The sequence below is a fragment of the Mycobacterium sp. TY814 genome (assembly GCF_030755175.1).
GTDB lineage: Bacteria > Actinomycetota > Actinomycetes > Mycobacteriales > Mycobacteriaceae > Mycobacterium.
Map to the genome: position 1 here is coordinate 2,485,801 of NZ_JAUFRY010000001.1, position 18,250 is coordinate 2,504,050.

Annotated in this window: 17 protein-coding genes; 10 read left to right on the forward strand and 7 right to left on the reverse strand. The window is 66.9% G+C overall.

Translation table 11 applies throughout. The annotated features are described in order from the left end of the window. Positions 1-9: 9 nt before the first annotated feature. Positions 10-459, forward strand: coding sequence for a hypothetical protein (locus QXH22_RS11015; RefSeq protein WP_306243052.1), 450 nt, complete (start codon positions 10-12; stop codon positions 457-459). Here the strand turns inward: QXH22_RS11015 and nirD are convergent. Then, the gene (gene nirD, locus QXH22_RS11020; protein ID WP_306243054.1) at positions 456-824 is read right to left on the reverse strand and encodes a nitrite reductase small subunit NirD; all 369 of its coding nucleotides are present in this window, start codon (positions 822-824) and stop codon (positions 456-458) included. The genes QXH22_RS11015 and nirD overlap by 4 nt on opposite strands. Before the next feature lie 24 nt (positions 825-848). Continuing rightward, positions 849-3,410, reverse strand: a complete 2,562-nt coding sequence (nirB, locus tag QXH22_RS11025; RefSeq protein WP_306243056.1) for a nitrite reductase large subunit NirB — start codon at positions 3,408-3,410, stop codon at positions 849-851. A gap of 215 nt (positions 3,411-3,625) precedes the next feature. Here nirB and QXH22_RS11030 point away from each other — a divergent pair, with 215 nt between their 5' ends. Continuing rightward, positions 3,626-4,075: an Hsp20/alpha crystallin family protein gene (locus QXH22_RS11030; protein WP_306243058.1), complete on the forward strand. Its 450-nt coding sequence runs from the start codon at positions 3,626-3,628 to the stop codon at positions 4,073-4,075. Between the two features lie 63 nt (positions 4,076-4,138). Here the strand turns inward: QXH22_RS11030 and QXH22_RS11035 are convergent, their stop codons facing one another. After that, entirely contained in the window at positions 4,139-4,894 is a 756-nt protein-coding gene (locus tag QXH22_RS11035) for an isocitrate lyase/phosphoenolpyruvate mutase family protein (RefSeq protein WP_306243060.1), read from the reverse strand. 118 nt (positions 4,895-5,012) lie between these two features. On the opposite strand from QXH22_RS11035, the gene QXH22_RS11040 reads away from it, so the two are divergent. The 5 genes from QXH22_RS11040 (at position 5,013) to QXH22_RS11060 (ending at position 9,227) form a co-directional block, all read left to right on the forward strand. After that, on the forward strand, positions 5,013-5,309 hold the full coding sequence (locus QXH22_RS11040; RefSeq protein WP_306243062.1) for a hypothetical protein: 297 nt from the start codon (positions 5,013-5,015) through the stop codon (positions 5,307-5,309). Between the two features lie 104 nt (positions 5,310-5,413). Next, entirely contained in the window at positions 5,414-6,244 is an 831-nt protein-coding gene (locus QXH22_RS11045; protein ID WP_306243064.1) for a hypothetical protein, read from the forward strand. Between the two features lie 63 nt (positions 6,245-6,307). After that, positions 6,308-8,233 (forward strand): fumarate reductase/succinate dehydrogenase flavoprotein subunit, encoded by a 1,926-nt coding sequence (locus QXH22_RS11050; protein WP_306243066.1) that lies wholly within the window; start codon positions 6,308-6,310, stop codon positions 8,231-8,233. Next, a complete protein-coding gene (locus QXH22_RS11055) occupies positions 8,233-8,979 on the forward strand; it encodes a succinate dehydrogenase/fumarate reductase iron-sulfur subunit (RefSeq protein WP_306243068.1) in 747 nt (248 codons plus the stop codon). Before QXH22_RS11050 ends, QXH22_RS11055 begins: the two co-directional genes overlap by 1 nt. 92 nt (positions 8,980-9,071) lie before the next feature. Further along, positions 9,072-9,227 (forward strand): hypothetical protein, encoded by a 156-nt coding sequence (locus tag QXH22_RS11060; RefSeq protein WP_306243069.1) that lies wholly within the window; start codon positions 9,072-9,074, stop codon positions 9,225-9,227. A gap of 21 nt (positions 9,228-9,248) precedes the next feature. Here QXH22_RS11060 and QXH22_RS11065 read toward each other — a convergent pair whose 3' ends face one another. Continuing rightward, positions 9,249-9,737 (reverse strand): flavin reductase family protein, encoded by a 489-nt coding sequence (locus tag QXH22_RS11065; RefSeq protein WP_306243071.1) that lies wholly within the window; start codon positions 9,735-9,737, stop codon positions 9,249-9,251. Positions 9,738-9,743: 6 nt separating this feature from the next. Further along, positions 9,744-10,781, reverse strand: coding sequence for an isopenicillin N synthase family oxygenase (locus tag QXH22_RS11070; protein WP_306243074.1), 1,038 nt, complete (start codon positions 10,779-10,781; stop codon positions 9,744-9,746). A 203-nt stretch (positions 10,782-10,984) separates the two neighbouring features. On the opposite strand from QXH22_RS11070, the gene QXH22_RS11075 reads away from it, so the two are divergent. After that, positions 10,985-12,820, forward strand: a complete 1,836-nt coding sequence (locus QXH22_RS11075; protein WP_306243076.1) for an acyl-CoA dehydrogenase — start codon at positions 10,985-10,987, stop codon at positions 12,818-12,820. A gap of 399 nt (positions 12,821-13,219) precedes the next feature. Here QXH22_RS11075 and QXH22_RS11080 read toward each other — a convergent pair whose 3' ends face one another. Continuing rightward, a complete protein-coding gene (locus QXH22_RS11080) occupies positions 13,220-14,527 on the reverse strand; it encodes an acetyl-CoA C-acetyltransferase (RefSeq protein ID WP_306243078.1) in 1,308 nt (435 codons plus the stop codon). A 125-nt stretch (positions 14,528-14,652) separates the two neighbouring features. On the opposite strand from QXH22_RS11080, the gene QXH22_RS11085 reads away from it, so the two are divergent. Both QXH22_RS11085 and QXH22_RS11090 read left to right on the forward strand, forming a co-directional pair. After that, a complete protein-coding gene (locus QXH22_RS11085; protein WP_306243080.1) occupies positions 14,653-16,017 on the forward strand; it encodes a 3-oxoacyl-ACP reductase in 1,365 nt (454 codons plus the stop codon). Positions 16,018-16,019: 2 nt separating this feature from the next. Then, a complete protein-coding gene (locus QXH22_RS11090; protein ID WP_306243081.1) occupies positions 16,020-16,874 on the forward strand; it encodes a MaoC/PaaZ C-terminal domain-containing protein in 855 nt (284 codons plus the stop codon). Here the strand turns inward: QXH22_RS11090 and QXH22_RS11095 are convergent. Continuing rightward, on the reverse strand, positions 16,871-18,136 hold the full coding sequence (locus QXH22_RS11095) for a chloride channel protein (protein WP_306275576.1): 1,266 nt from the start codon (positions 18,134-18,136) through the stop codon (positions 16,871-16,873). The genes QXH22_RS11090 and QXH22_RS11095 overlap by 4 nt on opposite strands. Between the last annotated feature and the right edge of the window lie 114 nt (positions 18,137-18,250).

The following is an 18,250-nucleotide window of genomic DNA, read 5'->3' on the forward strand; positions in this document are numbered from 1 at the left end:
CCTGGCAACATGGTCCGTAACGAAGAGCCCTCGCGAGGACTCCTCGACGATGTGGCGAAGATGCTCCGTTTGCCGTTTCGGACGCCAGAGTTCATCGACCGCATTTTCACCGGCAGCGTCAACCAGGTAGGACGCCGCACGCTTTACATGCTGATCACCACGTGGGATGCCGCCGGTGGCGGGCCTTTTGCCGCGAGTGCGATCGCATCCACCGGTCTGTCGAAGACCGCCGAGGTCGTGCAGTCGATGCTGATCGGTCCGGTGTTCAACCCGTTGCTCAAGATGCTGGGCGCCGACAAGATCGCGGTGCGGGCCTCGTTGTGCGCCTCGCAACTGGTCGGGCTGGGAATCATGCGCTACGGCGTGCGCTCCGAGCCGTTGCACTCGATGACGGTGGAACAGCTGGTGGACGCGATCGGCCCGACGATGCAGCGCTACCTCGTCGGAAAGATCGACTAAGCGGCCATCCGCACGGCGAACCGGCCGACCTGGATACGGCCGTCAGCGGTAACCCGCACCGGGTAGACCGGCACCGACACCCGCTCGTCGTCCAGGCAGGTACCGTCGTCGAGCGCGAAAGCCTGCTTGAGGATCGGCGATTGGACCACGGCACGGCCGGCGCGATCGCCGACGATGCCGCGGGACAGCACCGCCGCGCCCGAGAACGGGTCGATGTTGCCGATTGCGTGCAGCGTTCCGTCGTCGAGGCGGAACAGCGCGGCCTGCGCGCCGTCATCGAGCAGCACCCCGACTCCGCGTCCCGCAATGAGGTGGTCGTACGCGCAGGCCGTGGTCCATGCCTGGATGTCGTTGACGATGGTCATGATTCATTCCCTCCCTAGCTAGAGCTATCCGCGAATCCGCGGGATACCAATGGGCACAGGCACTTTGCGCCCAGAACGTTCGGTGAACGTCACCGTCGGGTCGACGGCACCGGGGGCGTTGACGAACGAGACGAAGCGCGAGAGCTTGTCCGGATCCTCCAGGACGCCCTTCCATTCGCACTGGTAGTTCTCGACGTGCCGTTCGATGGCCGCCTCGAATTCCGCAGCCAGGCCCAGCGAGTCGTCGCACACCACTTCACGTATGTGGTCCAGACCGAGTGATTCCACCCACGGCGCGGTCCGCTGCAACCGGTCGGCCGTGCGGATGTAGTACATCAGGAACCGGTCGATGTAGCGGACCATTGTCTCGGTGTCCAGGTCGCCGGCCAGCAGTTGGGCGTGCTTGGGGGTCATCCCGCCGTTGCCGCCGACGTAGAGGTTCCAACCCTGCTCGGTGGCGATGATGCCGACGTCCTTGCCGCGCGCCTCGGCGCACTCACGTGCGCAACCGGAGACGCCGAGCTTGATCTTGTGCGGAGCCCGCAGTCCGCGGTAGCGCAGTTCGAGGTCGATGGCCAGCTGCACCGAATCCTGTTGCCCGTAACGGCACCAGTCGCTGCCGACGCAGCTCTTCACCGTCCGCAGCGCCTTGCCGTAGGCATGGCCCGACTCCATCCCAGCGTCGACGAGCCGCTTCCAGATCGCCGGCAACTGGTCCACCCGGGCGCCGAACATGTCGATCCGCTGGCCGCCGGTGATCTTGGTGTAGAGCCCGAAATCCTGGGCGATCTGACCGATCAGGATCAGGTGCTCGGGCTTGATGTCGCCGCCGGGCACCCGCGGAACCACGGAGTAGCTGCCGTTGCGCTGGATATTGGCCAGGAAGTGGTCGTTGGAGTCCTGCAGGGCGGCCTGCTCCCCCTCCAGAATGTGGTCCGACCCGGTGGAAGCCAGGATGGAGGCGACGACGGGTTTGCAGATGTCGCAACCTTTTCCGCGGCCGAAGCGCTCCAGCAGACCGGAGAAGGTGCGGATCTCGGTGGCGGAGATGATCTGGAACAGCTCCGCCCGCGACTGGGAGAAGTGTTCGCACAGCGCCTTGGACTGCTCCACACCCTCGGCTTCGAGCAGCTGCTTGAGCAACGGCACGCAGGACCCGCACGAGGTGCCCGCCGCGGTGCACGCTTTGAGCGCCGGAACGTCGGCACAGCCGTCGGCGATGGCGCACTTCAGGTCACCCTTGCTGACGTTGTTGCAGGAGCAGATCTGAGCCGAATCCGGCAGTGCGCCAATGCCCAGCGCTCCGGCCGCACCGGGCGACCCGGCGGGCGCGATAAGAGCCAATGGGTCCCCGGGCAATTCACTGCCGACCATGGGACGCAGCACGCCGTACGCCGACGCGTCTCCCACCAGTACGCCGCCGAGCAACGTCTTGGCGTCGTCGGAGAGCACCAGCTTGGCGTAGGTGCGGTTCACGGCGTCGTTGATGACGACCTCGAGGCAGTTCTCGGTGGTGCCCATCGCGTCGCCGAAGCTGGCGACGTCGACGCCGAGCAGCTTGAGCTTGGTGGACAGGTCCGCCTCGGGAAATTCCGCGGTGCCGTCGACCAACCGGTCGGCCACCACTTCGGCGCTGGTGTAACCCGGCCCGACCAGGCCGTAGCAGCGGCCTTCGATGGCGGCCACCTCGCCGATCGCGTAGATGTCCGGATCGCTGGTGCGACAGGCCGAGTCGGTGAGGACGCCGCCCCGGGGGGCGATGTCCAGGCCGGCGGCACGGGCCAACTCGTCCCGCGGCCTGATACCGGCGGCGAAGATCACCAGTCCGGCGTCGATCACCCGGCCGTCCGAGAGCCGCACCGTCAGCGATTCGGCACCGTCCGAATGCGTCACGGGCTCAATGGATTCGGTACCGGTACCGACGTGGATGTCGATCCCGAGGTCGCCGATCATCCGGGCCAGCAGCGCGCCGCCGGCCTCGTCGATCTGCTGGGCCATCAGGCGCGGCATCATCTCGACGACGTGCGTCGGTAATCCGAACTGGCGCAACGCGTTGGCGGCCTCCAGCCCCAGCAGCCCACCGCCGATGACCACCCCGGACTCGGCCCGGCCGGACTCGACCGTCCGCTGGGCGCAGGCGCGGATGGCGTCCAGGTCATCAAGGGTGCGGTAGACGTGGCAGGACGGCAGGTCGTGACCGGTGACCGGCGGGACGAAGGCATAGGACCCGGTGGCCAGCACCAGCACGTCCCAGGGGTGGATCCCGCCGTCTGCTGTGACCACTACCTTTGCGGCGCGGTCGATTTCGGTGACGCGGGTGTTCAGCAGCAGTCGCACCTGCGAGTCACCGGCGTAGTCATTGCCCGGCAGGGCCAACAGGGTGCGATCCCAGCTTTCGGTGTACGAGGTCAGGCCGACGCGGTCGTAGGCGGCGTCCGCCTCTTCGGCCAGCACGGTGATCCGCCACGAGCCACTGCTGTCGCGGGCGCGCAGCGCCTCGACGAACCGGTGACCGACCATCCCGTGGCCGACCACGACTACACGCCGGGCAGCAGCGCGCGCGGGAGTACTTCCGGCAGAGGACATGTCACGAGACTACGAAGCCGATGTTGCGGGGAATGTCGCCAAATGTGACGCATTCATCACGCCGTCCTCACAGCTGGCAATCGCCTGTGTGACGATGTTCGCTCCCGGCGAACGCGCAGGTGGAACTTAAGCGTGGTTCGCTCATGTTTTATCGGGTAGCCGACCACCACAGCGTCGGACACAGCTAACTCACAACGAAGATCAAGGAGTCACCCATGAGCAATCTCGCCTTGTGGTCGCGTCCGGCGTGGGACACCGACCGGTGGCTGCGGGACTTTTTCGGTCCGGCGTCCGCCGACTGGGCCCGAACCGTTTCCGAGCCTACGACCAGCGGCTTTAACCCCGCGGCCGAAATCCTCAAAGACGGCGAGGACGCGGTAGTGCGGTTGGAACTGCCGGGAGTGGACGTCGAGAAGGACGTCAACGTCGAGGTGGACAAGGGCCGCCTGGTCATTCACGGCGAACACCGTGACGAACACGCCGAAGAAGAGCACGGCCGCACGCTGCGGGAGATTCGCTACGGGTCGTTCCGCCGGTCGTTCCAGCTGCCGGCGCACGTCACCGGCGACGCCATTTCCGCGTCGTACGACGCCGGAGTGCTGACCGTGCGGGTCACCGGCGCCTACGCCGGGGCGCAGCCGCAGCGCATCGCCATCACCAAGTAGCGCGACCAGACACAAAGACCCCGGCACGCCCGGCGTGTCGGGGGCTTTTGTGACTGCTCGGCATCAGCGCCAGCGGGCGAGCAATTCGTTGGCGCGGGCCGACAGCGCGGACTGCAAGAACGGGCCGAAGCTGATCCGGGCCACACCGAGCGGGCCGAACGAAGCCGGGTCGTCCTGGTCTGGCACCGCGATCGCGTTGACCGGCAGGGGCAAGTCAGTTGCCAAGCGCCGCAACGTCTCCGGGTCATGACGGGCCACCGGGTAGAGCACGTCGGCACCGGCTTCGGCGGCCTCGGTGAGCCGTGCCACGGCCAGCTCGACCCGGTCCTCGGGGTCGCCTTCCTGGCGTAGGAACACGTCCGTTCGCGCGTTGATCACGACGTGCACGCCCGCCGCGTCGGCGGCGGAGCGCAACTCACCCACCAACCCGGCGTGCTCGGCCGAGGACCGCAGGCGTCCGCCCTCGGAGTGCACGGTGTCTTCGATGTTCAGCCCGACGGCACCAACGCCCAGCAGGCCCTCGATCAGCCGCGCGGCCGGCAGTCCGTAGCCGGACTCGATGTCGACCGAGACCGGCAATTCGACCGCCGCGGTGATCTGCGCGACCCGGGCCAGCACGTCGTCGAACGACATGCCCTCGCTGTCGGGTTTGCCAACCGAGTCGGCCAGCGGGTGGCTGCCCACCGTCAGTGCCGCGAATCCGGCCGCTGCGGCCAACTTCGCCGACCACGCGTCCCACACCGTGGGCAGCACCACCGGGTTCCCCGGTTGATGTAGCTGCAGTAGCACCCGGGCCTGTTCGGCCAATTCCAGCGGCATGGGCACAAAGTCACTTTCTCGGCAGCGAGACTCAACTTGTCCGGTGTCCGGCTCCGACAGCGGATAGTATCGACTGGCGTACTGTGATCCGTAACACCTTCGGCCCGGGGAGCATCGTTTGTCCACTGCCACTGAACTCACCGAACTGCACGACCTGATGCGGGGGCTGCGGCGGTGCGTAACCTCGCTGAAGTCGCGGTACGGGGACAATCCCGCGACACGGCGCATCGTCATCGACGCCGAACGAATCCTCACTGACATCGAATTACTCGACAACGATGTCGCCGAATTGGACCTGACGAGGGCCACGATCTACCAATCCAGCGAGAAGATCGCCATCCCGGACACCCAGTACGACACCGACTTCTGGCGCGATGTCGACGACGAGGGTGTCGGAGGTCACAGCAGGTATTAGTCGCCCCGACTGCGAGGCCCAACTGAGAAGCCCGACTAAGGAGCGGGCGTTCATTCTGTGTACCCTTCGAGCTACAGCCCGTTCGAAGAGGAACAACACATTAGATGAGCGCACCAACGGCGAGCCGTTCTGAGTCCGGCGTCTTTTCAGCTACCCGCGCCCGGATTGGGCAGAAGACCCTCCGCACCGACAGGTGGTGGCTGCAGCCGCTGAGGATCAACCTCGGCTTCGCTGCATTCGTCATCTACGCGACAGCGCGGGCTTTCCAGCAGGACTACTTCTACGTACCGAAGTACCACTACCTGACGCCGTTCTATTCTCCGTGCGTCAGCAAGGCCTGCGGTGAGGCCAGTGAATTCTGGCCGCAGATTCTGCCGGATGTGTGGTGGCTGCCGTACGCGGCGCTGACCCTGCCGTTCCTGCTGCTGTTCCGGTTGACCTGCTACTACTACCGCGGCGCCTACTACCGCACGGTCTGGCAGTCGCCCACCGCCTGCGCGGTGGCCGAGCCCCGCGTCCACTACACCGGCGAAACCAAGTTCCCGCTGATCATCCAGAACACCCACCGGTATTTCTTCTACATCGCCGGCATCATCTCGGTGATCAACACCTGGGACGCCATCGCCGCCTTCCACAGCGAGGACGGCCCGGGCGGATTCGGTTTCGGCTTGGGCAATCTCGTGCTGCTCGGCAACGTCATCATGCTGTGGACCTACACGCTGTCCTGCCACTCCTGCCGGCACGTCACCGGCGGCCGGCTCAAGCACTTCTCCAAGCACCCTGTGCGGTATTGGATCTGGACTCAGGTCAGCAAAATCAACGAGCGGCACAAGATGTACGCGTGGATCACGCTCGGCACCCTGATGTTCACCGACTTCTACATCTTGCTGGTGTCCAGCGGCACCATCTCCGACTTGCGATTCATCGGCCATTGAGTCGGCCGCTGACAGCCCGTCGGTCGAATCGCGAACGAAAATCCATAATTTGAGCGAGGTTTCATGGTTGAGGTCGAAAGGCACGCGTACGACGTTGTCGTAATCGGTGCCGGCGGCGCAGGGTTACGCGCGGTCATCGAAGCGCGCGAACGCGGCCTGAAGGTCGCGGTGGTGACCAAGTCCCTGTTCGGCAAGGCCCACACGGTGATGGCCGAGGGTGGCTGCGCTGCGTCCATGGGCAACGCCAACCCGAAAGACAACTGGCAGACCCACTTCGGCGACACCATGCGGGGTGGCAAGTTCCTCAACAACTGGCGGATGGCCGAGCTGCACGCCAAGGAGGCGCCGGACCGCGTCTGGGAACTGGAGACCTACGGCGCACTCTTCGACCGGACCGCAGACGGCCGGATCAGCCAGCGCAACTTCGGCGGGCACACCTACCCGCGGCTGGCCCACGTCGGTGACCGCACCGGCCTGGAGCTGATCCGCACCATGCAGCAGAAGATCGTCTCGCTGCAGCAGGAGGACTTCGCCGAGTTCGGTGACTACGAGGCCCGGATCCGGGTGTTCGCCGAGTGCACGGTCACCGAGTTGCTGAAGGACGGTGACGCGATCGCCGGGGCGTTCGGCTACTGGCGCGAGAGCGGCAACTTCGTCCTGTTCGAGGCGCCCGCGGTGGTGCTGGCGACCGGCGGCATCGGCAAATCGTTCAAGGTCACCTCGAACTCGTGGGAGTACACCGGCGACGGGCACGCGCTGGCGCTGCGTGCCGGTGCGACGTTGATCAACATGGAGTTCGTCCAGTTCCATCCGACGGGCATGGTGTGGCCGCCGAGTGTGAAGGGGATCCTGGTCACCGAGGGTGTCCGTGGCGACGGCGGAGTACTGAAAAATTCCGAGGGAACCCGGTTCATGTTCGGCTACATCCCGCCGGTCTTCAAAGGGCAGTACGCCGAAGACGAGCAAGAGGCCGACCAGTGGCTCAAGGACAACGACTCGGCCCGTCGTACCCCCGACCTGCTGCCCCGCGACGAGGTGGCACGCGCGATCAACTCCGAGGTCAAAGCCGGCCGCGGCACGCCGCACGGCGGGGTCTACCTGGACATCGCATCCCGGCTGACCCCGGCGGAGATCAAGCGCCGGCTGCCGTCGATGTACCACCAGTTCATGGAACTGGCCGAGGTCGACATCACCAAAGAGCCGATGGAGGTCGGGCCCACCTGTCACTACGTGATGGGTGGCATCGAGGTCGACGCCGACACCGGCGCGGCCAAGGTCCCCGGACTGTTCGCCGCGGGTGAATGCTCCGGCGGCATGCACGGCTCCAACCGGCTGGGTGGCAATTCGCTGTCCGACCTGCTGGTCTTCGGCCGGCGCGCCGGGCTGGGGGCGGCCGACTACGTGCGGGCCCTGAAGAGCCGCCCGTCGGTCTCCGACCAGGCCATCGACGCCGCAGCGAACTTCGCCCTCAAGCCGTTCGCCGGCCCGACCGACGGCTCGGCTCCGGAGAATCCCTACGCACTGCAGATGGATCTGCAGCACGTGATGAACGACCTCGTCGGCATCATCCGCAAAGAGGAAGAGATCACCCGCGCCCTGAAGCTGCTCAAGGAGCTGTGGACGCGGTACCAGAACGTCCACGTCGAAGGTGGACGCCAGTACAACCCGGGCTGGAACCTGGCGATCGACCTGCGCAACATGCTGATGGTCAGCGAGTGCGTGGCCAAGGCGGCGCTCACGCGTACCGAGAGCCGGGGCGGACACACCCGCGACGACCACCCGAGCATGGATTCCAGCTGGCGAAACACGCTGTTGGTGTGCACGGAGGCCTCGCAGGATGAGGTGGAGACCACCGGCGACCACATCAACATCACCCGCCAGGAGCAGATCCCGATGCGGCCAGACCTGCTCGAGCTCTTCAAGGTCTCCGAATTGGAGAAGTACTACACCGCGGAAGAGCTGGCCGAGCACCCGGAACGGAGAGCGTAATGGCGTACAACGCGAGCATGCGGGTCTGGCGCGGCGACGAAAGTGGCGGTGGGCTCGAGGAATTCACCGTCGAGGTGAACGAGGGTGAGGTGGTCCTCGACGTCATCCACCGCCTGCAGCAGACTCAGACGCCCGACCTCGCGGTGCGCTGGAACTGCAAGGCAGGCAAGTGCGGGTCCTGCTCGGCGGAGATCAACGGCAAGCCGCGCCTGATGTGCATGACGCGGATGTCGACGTTCGAGGAGAACGAGGTCGTCACCGTCACGCCGATCCGCACCTTCCCGGTGATCCGCGACCTGGTGACCGATGTGTCGTTCAACTACGAAAAGGCGCGCGAGATACCGTCATTCACCCCGCCCAAGGAGTTGCAGCCGGGCGAGTACCGGATGGCCCAGGTCGATGTCCAGCGGTCGCAGGAGTTCCGCAAGTGCATCGAGTGCTTCCTGTGCCAGAACGTCTGTCACGTCATCCGTGACCACGAGGAGAACAAAGAGGCATTCGCCGGTCCGCGCTTCCTGATGCGGATCGCCGAACTCGACATGCACCCGCTGGACACGGTGGACCGGCAGAAGCAGGCTCAGGAAGAGCACGGGCTGGGCTACTGCAACATCACCAAGTGCTGCACCGAGGTTTGCCCCGAGCACATCAAGATCACCGACAACGCGCTGATTCCGATGAAAGAACGGGTCGCCGACCGCAAGTACGACCCCGTCGTCTGGCTGGGCAATAAACTTTTCCGTCGCTGAGCTCTGTTAGCGTTCACCGGCCCGGGGTACAACCGTAGGTGTTGACCCCGAACCGGGGTTCAGCACTGCCCGCGATAGGAAGGCAGGTTGCGATGCCAGAAGCTGCAAGCATCAATGAAATTCGCACCGCGATCCGGGAACTGACGGTTCGAGCGGACCTCGCGCACAAAGAAGGTCGCCACGATGACGCGATCGAGATCGAACAGCGCATCGCCGGCTACCGGGCCGAATTGGGCGAGCGGCCCTAGAACGGGTTGCGCCCGGTGGCGCTAGACGCCGAGGCGCCGAAAAACGCTGCGATGGAAGACGATCGGAGCCACCTCGGCGTCCACGGTGACCTCGCTGACCCGTAGCACGACGATGGTGTGGTCGCCGGCCGGGATCAATTGCTCGATCGCACTTTCCAGCCACAGCGCGGTGCCTTTGATGAAGACGGCACCGGACTCGCGGGATTCGGTGTCCAGCCCGGCGAACCGGTCGCCGGTCTTGGCGGCCAGGGTGCGGGCGGCCGCATCGTGCGCCTCGCCGAGCACGCTGATGCCGAGCATCGGCGCGCTCTTGAGCCTGGGCCAGGTGGTCGAGGTGTTCTGCACGCAGAAGGACACCAGCGGCGGCTCCAGCGACACGGGCACGAACGTGCTGGCGGCGAGGCCTTCGCGTACGCCGTTCACCTCGGCGGCTATCGCGATGACCCCGGACGGGAAGTGGCCGAAAGCCTCACGCAGTGACGTCGGCGTCAGCTTGTTGTTCACACTCACCGGACTTCATTCGCTCCTCGAGCCGAGAACGGGATTCTCGCTTTCGACCCTACCCGGCGCGTATCCGTGTGCGGCAGCCACATCCGGGTGTGCGCGCACCCGGCTCTTCCAGGCATTGCGGCCGTAGACGGAGTGGATCGGATCCGTCGGGTCGGGCGCCGGGCGCGCGCGTTCGGCCAGCTCGGCGGGCAACGACAGCACCGGCAACTGCGCCTGCAGCGCCGGGTTGAAGAAGTAGGGCACCGAGATCCGCTCGGCACCCGCGTCGGCCAGATTCACCCGGTGTTCGGTGGCACGCAGGTAGCCCCCGGTGGCCACCTCGAGCAACTCACCGATGTTGACGACGAAAGCGCCGTCCACCGGTGGGACGTCGACCCAGCGATCCTGCCCCGGAGACCGTCGTACCTGCAGGCCCCGGCTGCCCGGCTCGGCCAGCAGCAGCGTGAGCACCCCGGAGTCCTTGTGAGCGCCGACGCCCTGCGGGGATGCGGCGTGCGCCGGGTACCGGATGATCTTGATCAGCGTTGCGGGCCGGTCGGCAAAGGCCTCGTCGAAGACGTCCGGCGGGGCGCCGAGGGCGGCCGCCCAGTGCCGCAGCAACGTGCGCGCTACGCCGGACAACGCAGCATCCCACTGCGCGACGATGCCCGGCAGATCAGGCATGGCGGCCGGCCACTGGTTGGGGCCCTGCAGCCATAGATAGTCGGGCCGGCCGGGTCCGCCGATGGGCGGACGCTCCGGGCCGATGTCGATCTGCTCGCGCCAGTCGACTTCGCCCCGGGTCAACTCCCCACCCAGCCGGGTGTAGCCACGGAAGTGCGGGCTGCGCACCATCGCGATGGCATCCTTCTCGGCCTGCGGCAGCGCAAACAGCCGCCGCGCCGCATCGAGCACCCGGGCCACCAGCCCGGCGGGAACCCCGTGACCGAGCAGATAGAAGAAGCCCACCTCGTGTGCGGCCCGCCGCAGACTGGCGCGCAGCCGGTCGGAATCGGCCCCCAGATCCACTATCGGAAGGGCCGTGACGCTCCCCACATTCGACATCCGCTCCATCATCGCCGCAGGTAAGCAGGTATGCCAGGGCTGCGATCAGCCGTATCCCAACCGGTTGGTTAGTTAGACCGTGAAATGTTCCTCACATCGACTTGCGTTGAACAACGAAGCCGAGATATTTTAACGGTGTTACTGGTGGGTAACTTAGACCTAGTACCCAACCACAGGTGGCATTCTCAACGAGGAGGACCGTAGTGAGCCACTACAAGAGCAACGTTCGTGACCAGGAATTCAACCTGTTCGAGGTGCTGGGTGTTGACAAGGCCTTAGGCCAGGGTGAATTCAGCGACCTGGACGCCGACACCGGCCGCGAGATCCTGGCGGAGGTGGCCCGGTTGGCCGAAGGGCCCGTCGCCGAATCTTTCATCGAAGGTGACCGCAACCCGCCGACCTTCGACCCCAAGACTTTCTCGGTGACCCTGCCGGAGTCGTTCAAGAAGTCCGTCAACGCGGTGATCGACGCCGGCTGGGACAAGGCGGGCCTCGACGAGGCGCTGGGCGGCATGCCGATGCCCAAGGCGCTGATGTGGGCCATCAACGAGCACATCCTCGGCTCCAACCCGGCAGTGTGGATGTACGCCGGCGGCGCCGGTTTCGCCCAGATCCTCTACCACCTCGGTACCGAGGAGCAGCGGAAGTGGGCCGTGCTGGCCGCCGAGCGGCGCTGGGGTTCGACCATGGTGCTGACCGAGCCGGATGCCGGCTCGGACGTCGGCGCCGGCCGCACCAAGGCTGTCCAGCAGGAGGACGGCACCTGGCACATCGACGGTGTGAAGCGCTTCATCACCTCGGGTGACTCCGGCGACCTGTTCGAGAACATCTTCCACCTGGTCCTGGCCCGCCCCGAGGGTGCCGGCCCGGGCACCAAGGGACTTTCGCTCTTCTTCGTGCCCAAGTTCCTGTTCGACCCCGAGACGGGCGAGCCGGGCGAGCGCAACGGCGTGTACGTCACCAACGTCGAGCACAAGATGGGCCTGAAGGTTTCGGCCACCTGTGAGCTGTCCCTCGGCCAGCACGACAAGCCCGCCATCGGCTGGCTGGTCGGCGAGGTGCACGACGGCATTGCGCAGATGTTCGAGGTGATCGAGCAGGCCCGCATGATGGTGGGCACCAAAGCCATCGCCACCCTGTCCACCGGATACCTGAATGCGCTGGAGTACGCCAAATCCCGCGTCCAGGGTGCCGACCTGACCCAGATGACCGACAAGACGGCTCCCCGGGTCACCATCACGCACCACCCCGACGTGCGCCGGTCGCTCATGACCCAGAAGGCATACGCCGAGGGCCTGCGGGCGCTGTACCTGTACACCGCCACGTTCCAGGACGCGGCGGTCGCCGAGGCGGTGCACGGGGTGACCCCGGAGCTGGCCGCCAAGATCAACGACCTGCTGCTCCCGATCGTCAAGGGCGTCGGCTCCGAGCAGGCTTACGCCAAGCTCACCGAGAGCCTGCAGACCTTCGGTGGGTCCGGCTTCCTGCAGGACTACCCGGTCGAGCAGTACATCCGGGACGCCAAGATCGACTCCCTGTACGAAGGCACCACCGCCATCCAGGCGCAGGACTTCTTCTTCCGCAAGATCGTGCGCGACAAGGGCGTGGCCCTGGCGCACGTGTCGGGCGAGATCCAGAAGTTCGTCGACAGCGAGTCCGGCAACGGGCGGCTCAAGAGCGAGCGGGCGCTGCTGGCCAAGGCACTCACCGACGTCCAGGCGATGGCTGCCTCGCTGACCGGCTACCTGATGGCCGCTCAGGAGGACGTCACCAGCCTGTACAAGGTGGGCTTGGGTTCGGTGCGGTTCCTGATGAGCGTCGGTGATCTGGTCATCGGCTGGTTGCTGCAGCGTCAGGCCGCCGTGGCGATCGAGGCCCTGGACGCCGGAGCCGACGGTGCCGAGCGGTCCTTCTACGAGGGCAAGATCGCGGTCGCGTCGTTCTTCGCGAAGAACTTCCTGCCGCTGTTGACCAGCACCCGCGAGGTGATCGAGACCCTGGACAACGACATCATGGAGCTCGACGAAGCCGCTTTCTGAGTAGCTACGACGAAAATCCCCCCGCTGCGGCGGGGGGATTTTTGCGTTTGGCGGCAATTCCGTTGGGCCCGCCGGCGCGACACTGACACCACACACACGACACGCCGTGAAGGGTGTGCGCACGTTCAATCTCGGCGCAAGCGCCGGGTCACATAGCGGGGTGCGGGACGGAGCGGCCGGAACGCAAAAAGACCGCCGCTGGATCCCCTCACTCCAGCGGCGGCCCTTCTCGTTCGCCCGTCCACGCTGACCGGCAATCGATCCAGGGATTGCCCCGCGTTGCCGTCGGGGTCGGGGGGTCAGACCACAACACGGGGCTATCCGTTCGAGCGGTTACCCATATGTGCGCGTGCCTAACCAAATAAATCCAAAATTTGACCGGTGATTTTCAGCACGCCGTCAGGCCTCGAGAATCGCTGCCACGCCCTGTCCGCCCGCCGCGCAGATCGAGATCAGCGCGCGCACCTGGCCGCCCGTTTCGGCCTTCTTCTGCGCCAGTTGCTTGGCCGTCTGCGCCAGGATGCGCCCGCCGGTGGCCGCAAACGGATGCCCCGCGGCCAGTGACGACCCGTTGACGTTCAGTTTGGACCGGTCGATGGAGCCCAGCGCAGCGTCGAGCCCCAGCCGCTCCTTGCAGTACTCCTCGGACTCCCACGCCTGCAGGTGCGCCAGCACCACCGAAGCGAACGCCTCGTGGATCTCGTAGAAGTCGAAATCCTGCAGGCTCAGGCCGTTGCGCGCGAGCAGGCGCGGCACCGCGTAGGTGGGCGCCATCAACAGTCCGTCATAACCGTTGACGTAGTCGACGGCGGCGGTCTCGGAGTCCACCAGGAAGGCCAGCGGCGCCACGTTGTGGTCGGCCGCCCACTGCTCGGTGGCCAGCAACGCCACCGAGGCGCCGTCGGTCAGCGGGGTCGAGTTGCCGGCGGTCATGGTCGCGTCGCCGGCCTTCACCCCGAACACCGGGCGCAGGGTGGCGAGCTTCTCCGGACTGGAATTGGGCCGCAGGTTGTCGTCGCGGTACAGGCCCAGGAAGGGCGACACCAGGTCGTCGAAGAACCCGCGGTCGTAGGCGTCGGCCATGTTGCGGTGGCTGGCCGCGGCCAATTCGTCCTGGTCGACGCGCTTGATCCCCATCTCCTTGGCGGTGACTGCGGCGTGCTCGCCCATCGACTTGCCGGTGCGTGGCTCGCTGTTGGCCGGGATCTCGATACCCAGGTTGGCCGGCAGGGTGCCCACCAGCTTCAGCCGCTGCACGTTGGACTTGGCACGCCGCAGCTTGAGCAGGGTGCGGCGAAGGTCGTCGCCCAGTCCGATCGGCGGGTCGGAGGTGGTGTCCACGCCCCCGGCCGCCGCAACGTCATAGCGGCCCGCCGCAATGCCGTCTGCGGCCGCGATGGCCGCCTGCAGACCGGTGCCGCAGGCCTGCTGGATGTCGAAGGCCGGAGTGTGCGGGTTCAGTTCCGAACCGAGCACGCATTCGCGCATGAGATTGAAGTCACGGCTGTGCTTGAGCACCGCGCCACCGACCACCGCGCCCAGGCGCTCGCCCCGCAGGTTGAACCGGTCCACCAGTCCGCCCAGGGCCGCGGTGAACATGTCCTGGTTGGACGCGTCCGCGTAGGCGCCGTCCGAGCGTGCGAAGGGGATGCGGTTGCCGCCGAGTACTGCGACGCGGCGCTTGGTCTGGTCACTGGCAGGGGCCACTGTTGTCTCCGTCGATCGCCGGTAGTCCGGGGGGTTAGTTTTGGGGTATCAGCGTTTCGCAGGCAATACTACCCAGTGTTCTTACTCTCAAGTAAGTTCCTCCCCTGACACGGAAGGCAAGCTCAGTGGCACCCAAGGTCTCGCCCGATCTGTTCTCCCAGGTGGTCAACTCCGGCCCCGGATCGTTCCTGGCCAAGCAACTTGGAGTCCCTCAACCCGAGACGCTGCGCCGGTACCGGCCCGGCGACCCGCCGCTGGCCGGGTCGCTGCTGATCGGCGGTGCGGGCCGGGTTGCCGAGCCGCTGCGGGCGGCGCTGGACTCCGACTACGACCTGGTGGGCAACAACCTGGGCGGACGATGGGCGGACTCGTTCGGCGGCCTGGTGTTCGACGCCACCGGCATCACCGAGCCGACCGGCCTCAAGGCCTTGCACGACTTCTTCACTCCCGTCGTGCGCAACCTCGGCCCGTCGGCGCGGGTCGTGGTGGTAGGCACCACGCCCGACGCGATCGAGAGCCCACACGAGCGCATCGCTCAACGCGCACTGGAGGGCTTCACCCGCTCGGTCGGCAAGGAACTGCGCCGCGGCGGCACCTCGGCGCTGGTGTACCTGGCGCCGGACGCCAAACCGGCCGCCACCGGCCTGGAATCCACCATGCGGTTCATCCTCTCGGCCAAGTCGGCCTACGTCGACGGCCAGGTGTTCTACGTCGGCGCGGCCGACTCGACGCCGCCGGCCGACTGGGACCGGCCGCTGGACGGCAAGGTCGCGATCGTCACCGGGGCCGCGCGCGGCATCGGCGCCACCATCGCGGAGGTGTTCGGCCGGGACGGCGCCCGCGTGGTCGCGATCGACGTGGAGTCGGCCGCCGAGGCGCTGGCGGAGACCGCGAGCAAGGTGGGCGGCACCCCGTTGTGGCTGGACGTCACGGCCGAGGACGCGGTCGAGAAGATCTCCGAGCACCTGCGCGACCACCACGGCGGCAAGGCCGACATCCTGGTGAACAACGCCGGCATCACCCGCGACAAACTGCTGGCCAACATGGATGACGCCCGCTGGGACGCCGTGATTGCCGTCAATCTGCTTGCGCCGCTGCGGCTCACCGAAGGACTGGTGGCCAACGGCACCCTCGCCGACGGCGGCCGGGTGATCGGGTTGTCGTCGATCGCCGGGATCGCGGGCAACCGCGGCCAGACCAACTACGGCACCACCAAGGCCGGCATGATCGGCATCACCCAGGCACTGGCTCCGCAACTGGCCGAAAAGGGCATCACCATCAACGCGGTGGCGCCCGGCTTCATCGAGACCGAGATGACGGCCGCCATCCCGCTGGCCACCCGCGAGGTGGCCCGCCGAATGAACTCGATGCTGCAGGGCGGCCAGCCCGTCGACGTCGCCGAGACCATCGCCTATTTCGCGAGCCCGGCCTCGAACGCCGTGACGGGCAATGTGATCCGGGTCTGCGGCCAGGCGATGATCGGGGCCTGACAGTGAACCAACCCAGTGGGCTTCGCAACATGCTGCGGGCAGTGGCCGGGGCGCTGCCGGTAGTGTCCCGGTCCGACCAGCTGCCCAACCGCACCGTCACGGTCGAGGAACTGCCGATCGACGCCGCGAACGTGGCCGCTTACGCGGCGGTCACCGGGCTGCGCTTCGGCAACAACGTGCCGCTGACGTATCCCTTCGCGCTCACCTTCCCGTCGGTGATGTCGTTGGTGACCGGCTTCGACTTCCCGTTCTCCGCAATGGGTTCGGTGCACACCGAGAACCAGATCACGCAGTACCGGCCGATCTCGGTGACCGACACGGTCGGCGTGCGGGTGCACGCCGAGAACCTGCGCGAGCACCGCAAGGGTCTGCTGGTCGACCTGGTCACCGACGTCAGCGTCGGCAACGAACCGGCGTGGCACCAGGTGACCACCTTCCTGCACCAGCAGCGCACCAGCCTGTCCGACGAGCCCAAGCCGCCGCCGCAGAAGCAGCCCAAGCTGCCGCCGCCGTCGGCGGTGCTGCGCATCACCCCGTCGCAGATCCGTCGTTACGCCGCAGTCGGCGGCGACCACAATCCGATCCACACCAACTCGGTGGCCGCCAAGCTGTTCGGCTTCCCCACCGTCATCGCTCACGGAATGTTCAGTGCCGCAGCGGTCTTGGCAAATATCGAAGCCCACTTCCCGGATGCCGTGCGGTATTCGGTGCGGTTCGGCAAGCCGGTGCTGTTGCCGGCGACCGCGGGGCTCTACATCGACGAGCGCAAAGTCGATGGGCAAGACGGATGGGAGTTGTCGCTGCGCCACATCTCCAAGGGCTACCCGCACCTGACGGGGACGGTTCAGCCCCTCTAGCCCGCCCGGTCGTCCAGCCGCCTGCGACGCCGGCGCAGCGCGAGCGTGTCCAGGGCGTGCGCTCCGACCGCGGTGACGGCGAACACGAGCAGCATCCAGATCGGCGGCCGCGCCAACTCCCAGACGAACAGCGCCGCCCAGATCGGCGAGCGCTGCGTCACCGCAAGCACCCCGGCGGCGGCGCCCAGCGAGATCACCGGCCCGTGCAGGTGCGTTCCCGCCACCTGATTGAGGCTCAGCACCAGCAGGGTCCCGGCCGCCGCCCCGGTGGCCAGCGACGGGGTGAGCAGGCCGCCGGCGCCGCCGGCGCGCAGGAACAGCGCCGTCAGCACCGGTTTGAGCGCCAGGATGACGGCCGCTGATGCCAGTGTCATGCCGGAGGCGAGGCTGACGGTGAGCACGCTCTTGCCGTTGCCGGGCAGTTCGGGCCACCAGTGCGAACAGATTCCGGTCAGCAACCCGGCGCCGGCCAGGGCGGGGATCAGCACCCAGGATCGGATGAGTTGCGCCGGGCGCGCTGCGGCGATGATCTTGTTGAACACCCAGCCCACCGCGAAGGCGACCGGCGCCAGGGCCAGCCCGTGCGCACTCAGCAGGTACGCGGATTCCGCACTGGGCCAATGTAGTTCGTTCTGGTCGTGGGTGACCGCCGAGCCGACCGCGACGGCCAGGCTCGACGTGATCAACGCGGCGCCGACAGCGCGCAGCCGCCAGGTGTTCAGCAGGATCCGCAATGTGAAGAGCGCACCGGCCAGCGGGACTGCGTACACCGCGCCGAGCCCGGCGCCGGCGGCGCAGGCCAGCAGGATCTCCCGGTCGCCCGGCGACAGCCTCTTCAGCCAGGACGTGCCGAAATCGCCTAGCACAGCCGCGAATTGGCGCGGCGCGCCTTCGCGGCCCAGGGAGGCGCCGGAGCCGACCAGGACCACCTGAAGCAGGGCGTCGATGCTCCAGGTCAGCCGCGGCACCCGTTCGTGCCGGGCGATGGTGCCCGCCAGCGGCGGCACCGGCACTCGGCGCCGCAGTAGCCACCAGCCCAGGCCGGCCAGTGCCGCGCCGATCATAGGGCCCACCGCCCGCCGGACCGGGCTGCTGCCGGTGATCCCGTCGAGCAGCGAGCCGAAAGTGTAGTGATACGTGAGGTGTTCGACCGAACGCAGCACCACCGTGGTGGTCAACCCGGCCAGACCGGCCAGCAGGCCCACGATGACGACCGCACAGAAGAAGGCACAGAAATAGTCCGGGCCGGGCTTGCGGGGCACGCCTGCCGACAATACGGCCACCGAAGCGGTTGCGCACCGGTTGCCGGCGGTCCATGATGACGCATGTTTGCCAGGGTCCGGCCGGTCGCCGGCGCCGTTCTGCTGGTCGCGCTA

What these genes read in the sequence shown, in the direction of transcription:
- QXH22_RS11015 (WP_306243052.1), top strand. Translation starts at nt 10, where the DNA reads ATGGTCCGTAACGAAGAGCCCTCGCGAGGACTCCTCGACGATGTGGCG.
- nirD (WP_306243054.1), bottom strand. Translation starts at nt 824, where the DNA reads ATGACCATCGTCAACGACATCCAGGCATGGACCACGGCCTGCGCGTAC.
- nirB (WP_306243056.1), bottom strand. Translation starts at nt 3,410, where the DNA reads ATGTCCTCTGCCGGAAGTACTCCCGCGCGCGCTGCTGCCCGGCGTGTA.
- QXH22_RS11030 (WP_306243058.1), top strand. Translation starts at nt 3,626, where the DNA reads ATGAGCAATCTCGCCTTGTGGTCGCGTCCGGCGTGGGACACCGACCGG.
- QXH22_RS11035 (WP_306243060.1), bottom strand. Translation starts at nt 4,894, where the DNA reads ATGCCGCTGGAATTGGCCGAACAGGCCCGGGTGCTACTGCAGCTACAT.
- QXH22_RS11045 (WP_306243064.1), top strand. Translation starts at nt 5,414, where the DNA reads ATGAGCGCACCAACGGCGAGCCGTTCTGAGTCCGGCGTCTTTTCAGCT.
- QXH22_RS11050 (WP_306243066.1), top strand. Translation starts at nt 6,308, where the DNA reads ATGGTTGAGGTCGAAAGGCACGCGTACGACGTTGTCGTAATCGGTGCC.
- QXH22_RS11055 (WP_306243068.1), top strand. Translation starts at nt 8,233, where the DNA reads ATGGCGTACAACGCGAGCATGCGGGTCTGGCGCGGCGACGAAAGTGGC.
- QXH22_RS11060 (WP_306243069.1), top strand. Translation starts at nt 9,072, where the DNA reads ATGCCAGAAGCTGCAAGCATCAATGAAATTCGCACCGCGATCCGGGAA.
- QXH22_RS11070 (WP_306243074.1), bottom strand. Translation starts at nt 10,781, where the DNA reads ATGTCGAATGTGGGGAGCGTCACGGCCCTTCCGATAGTGGATCTGGGG.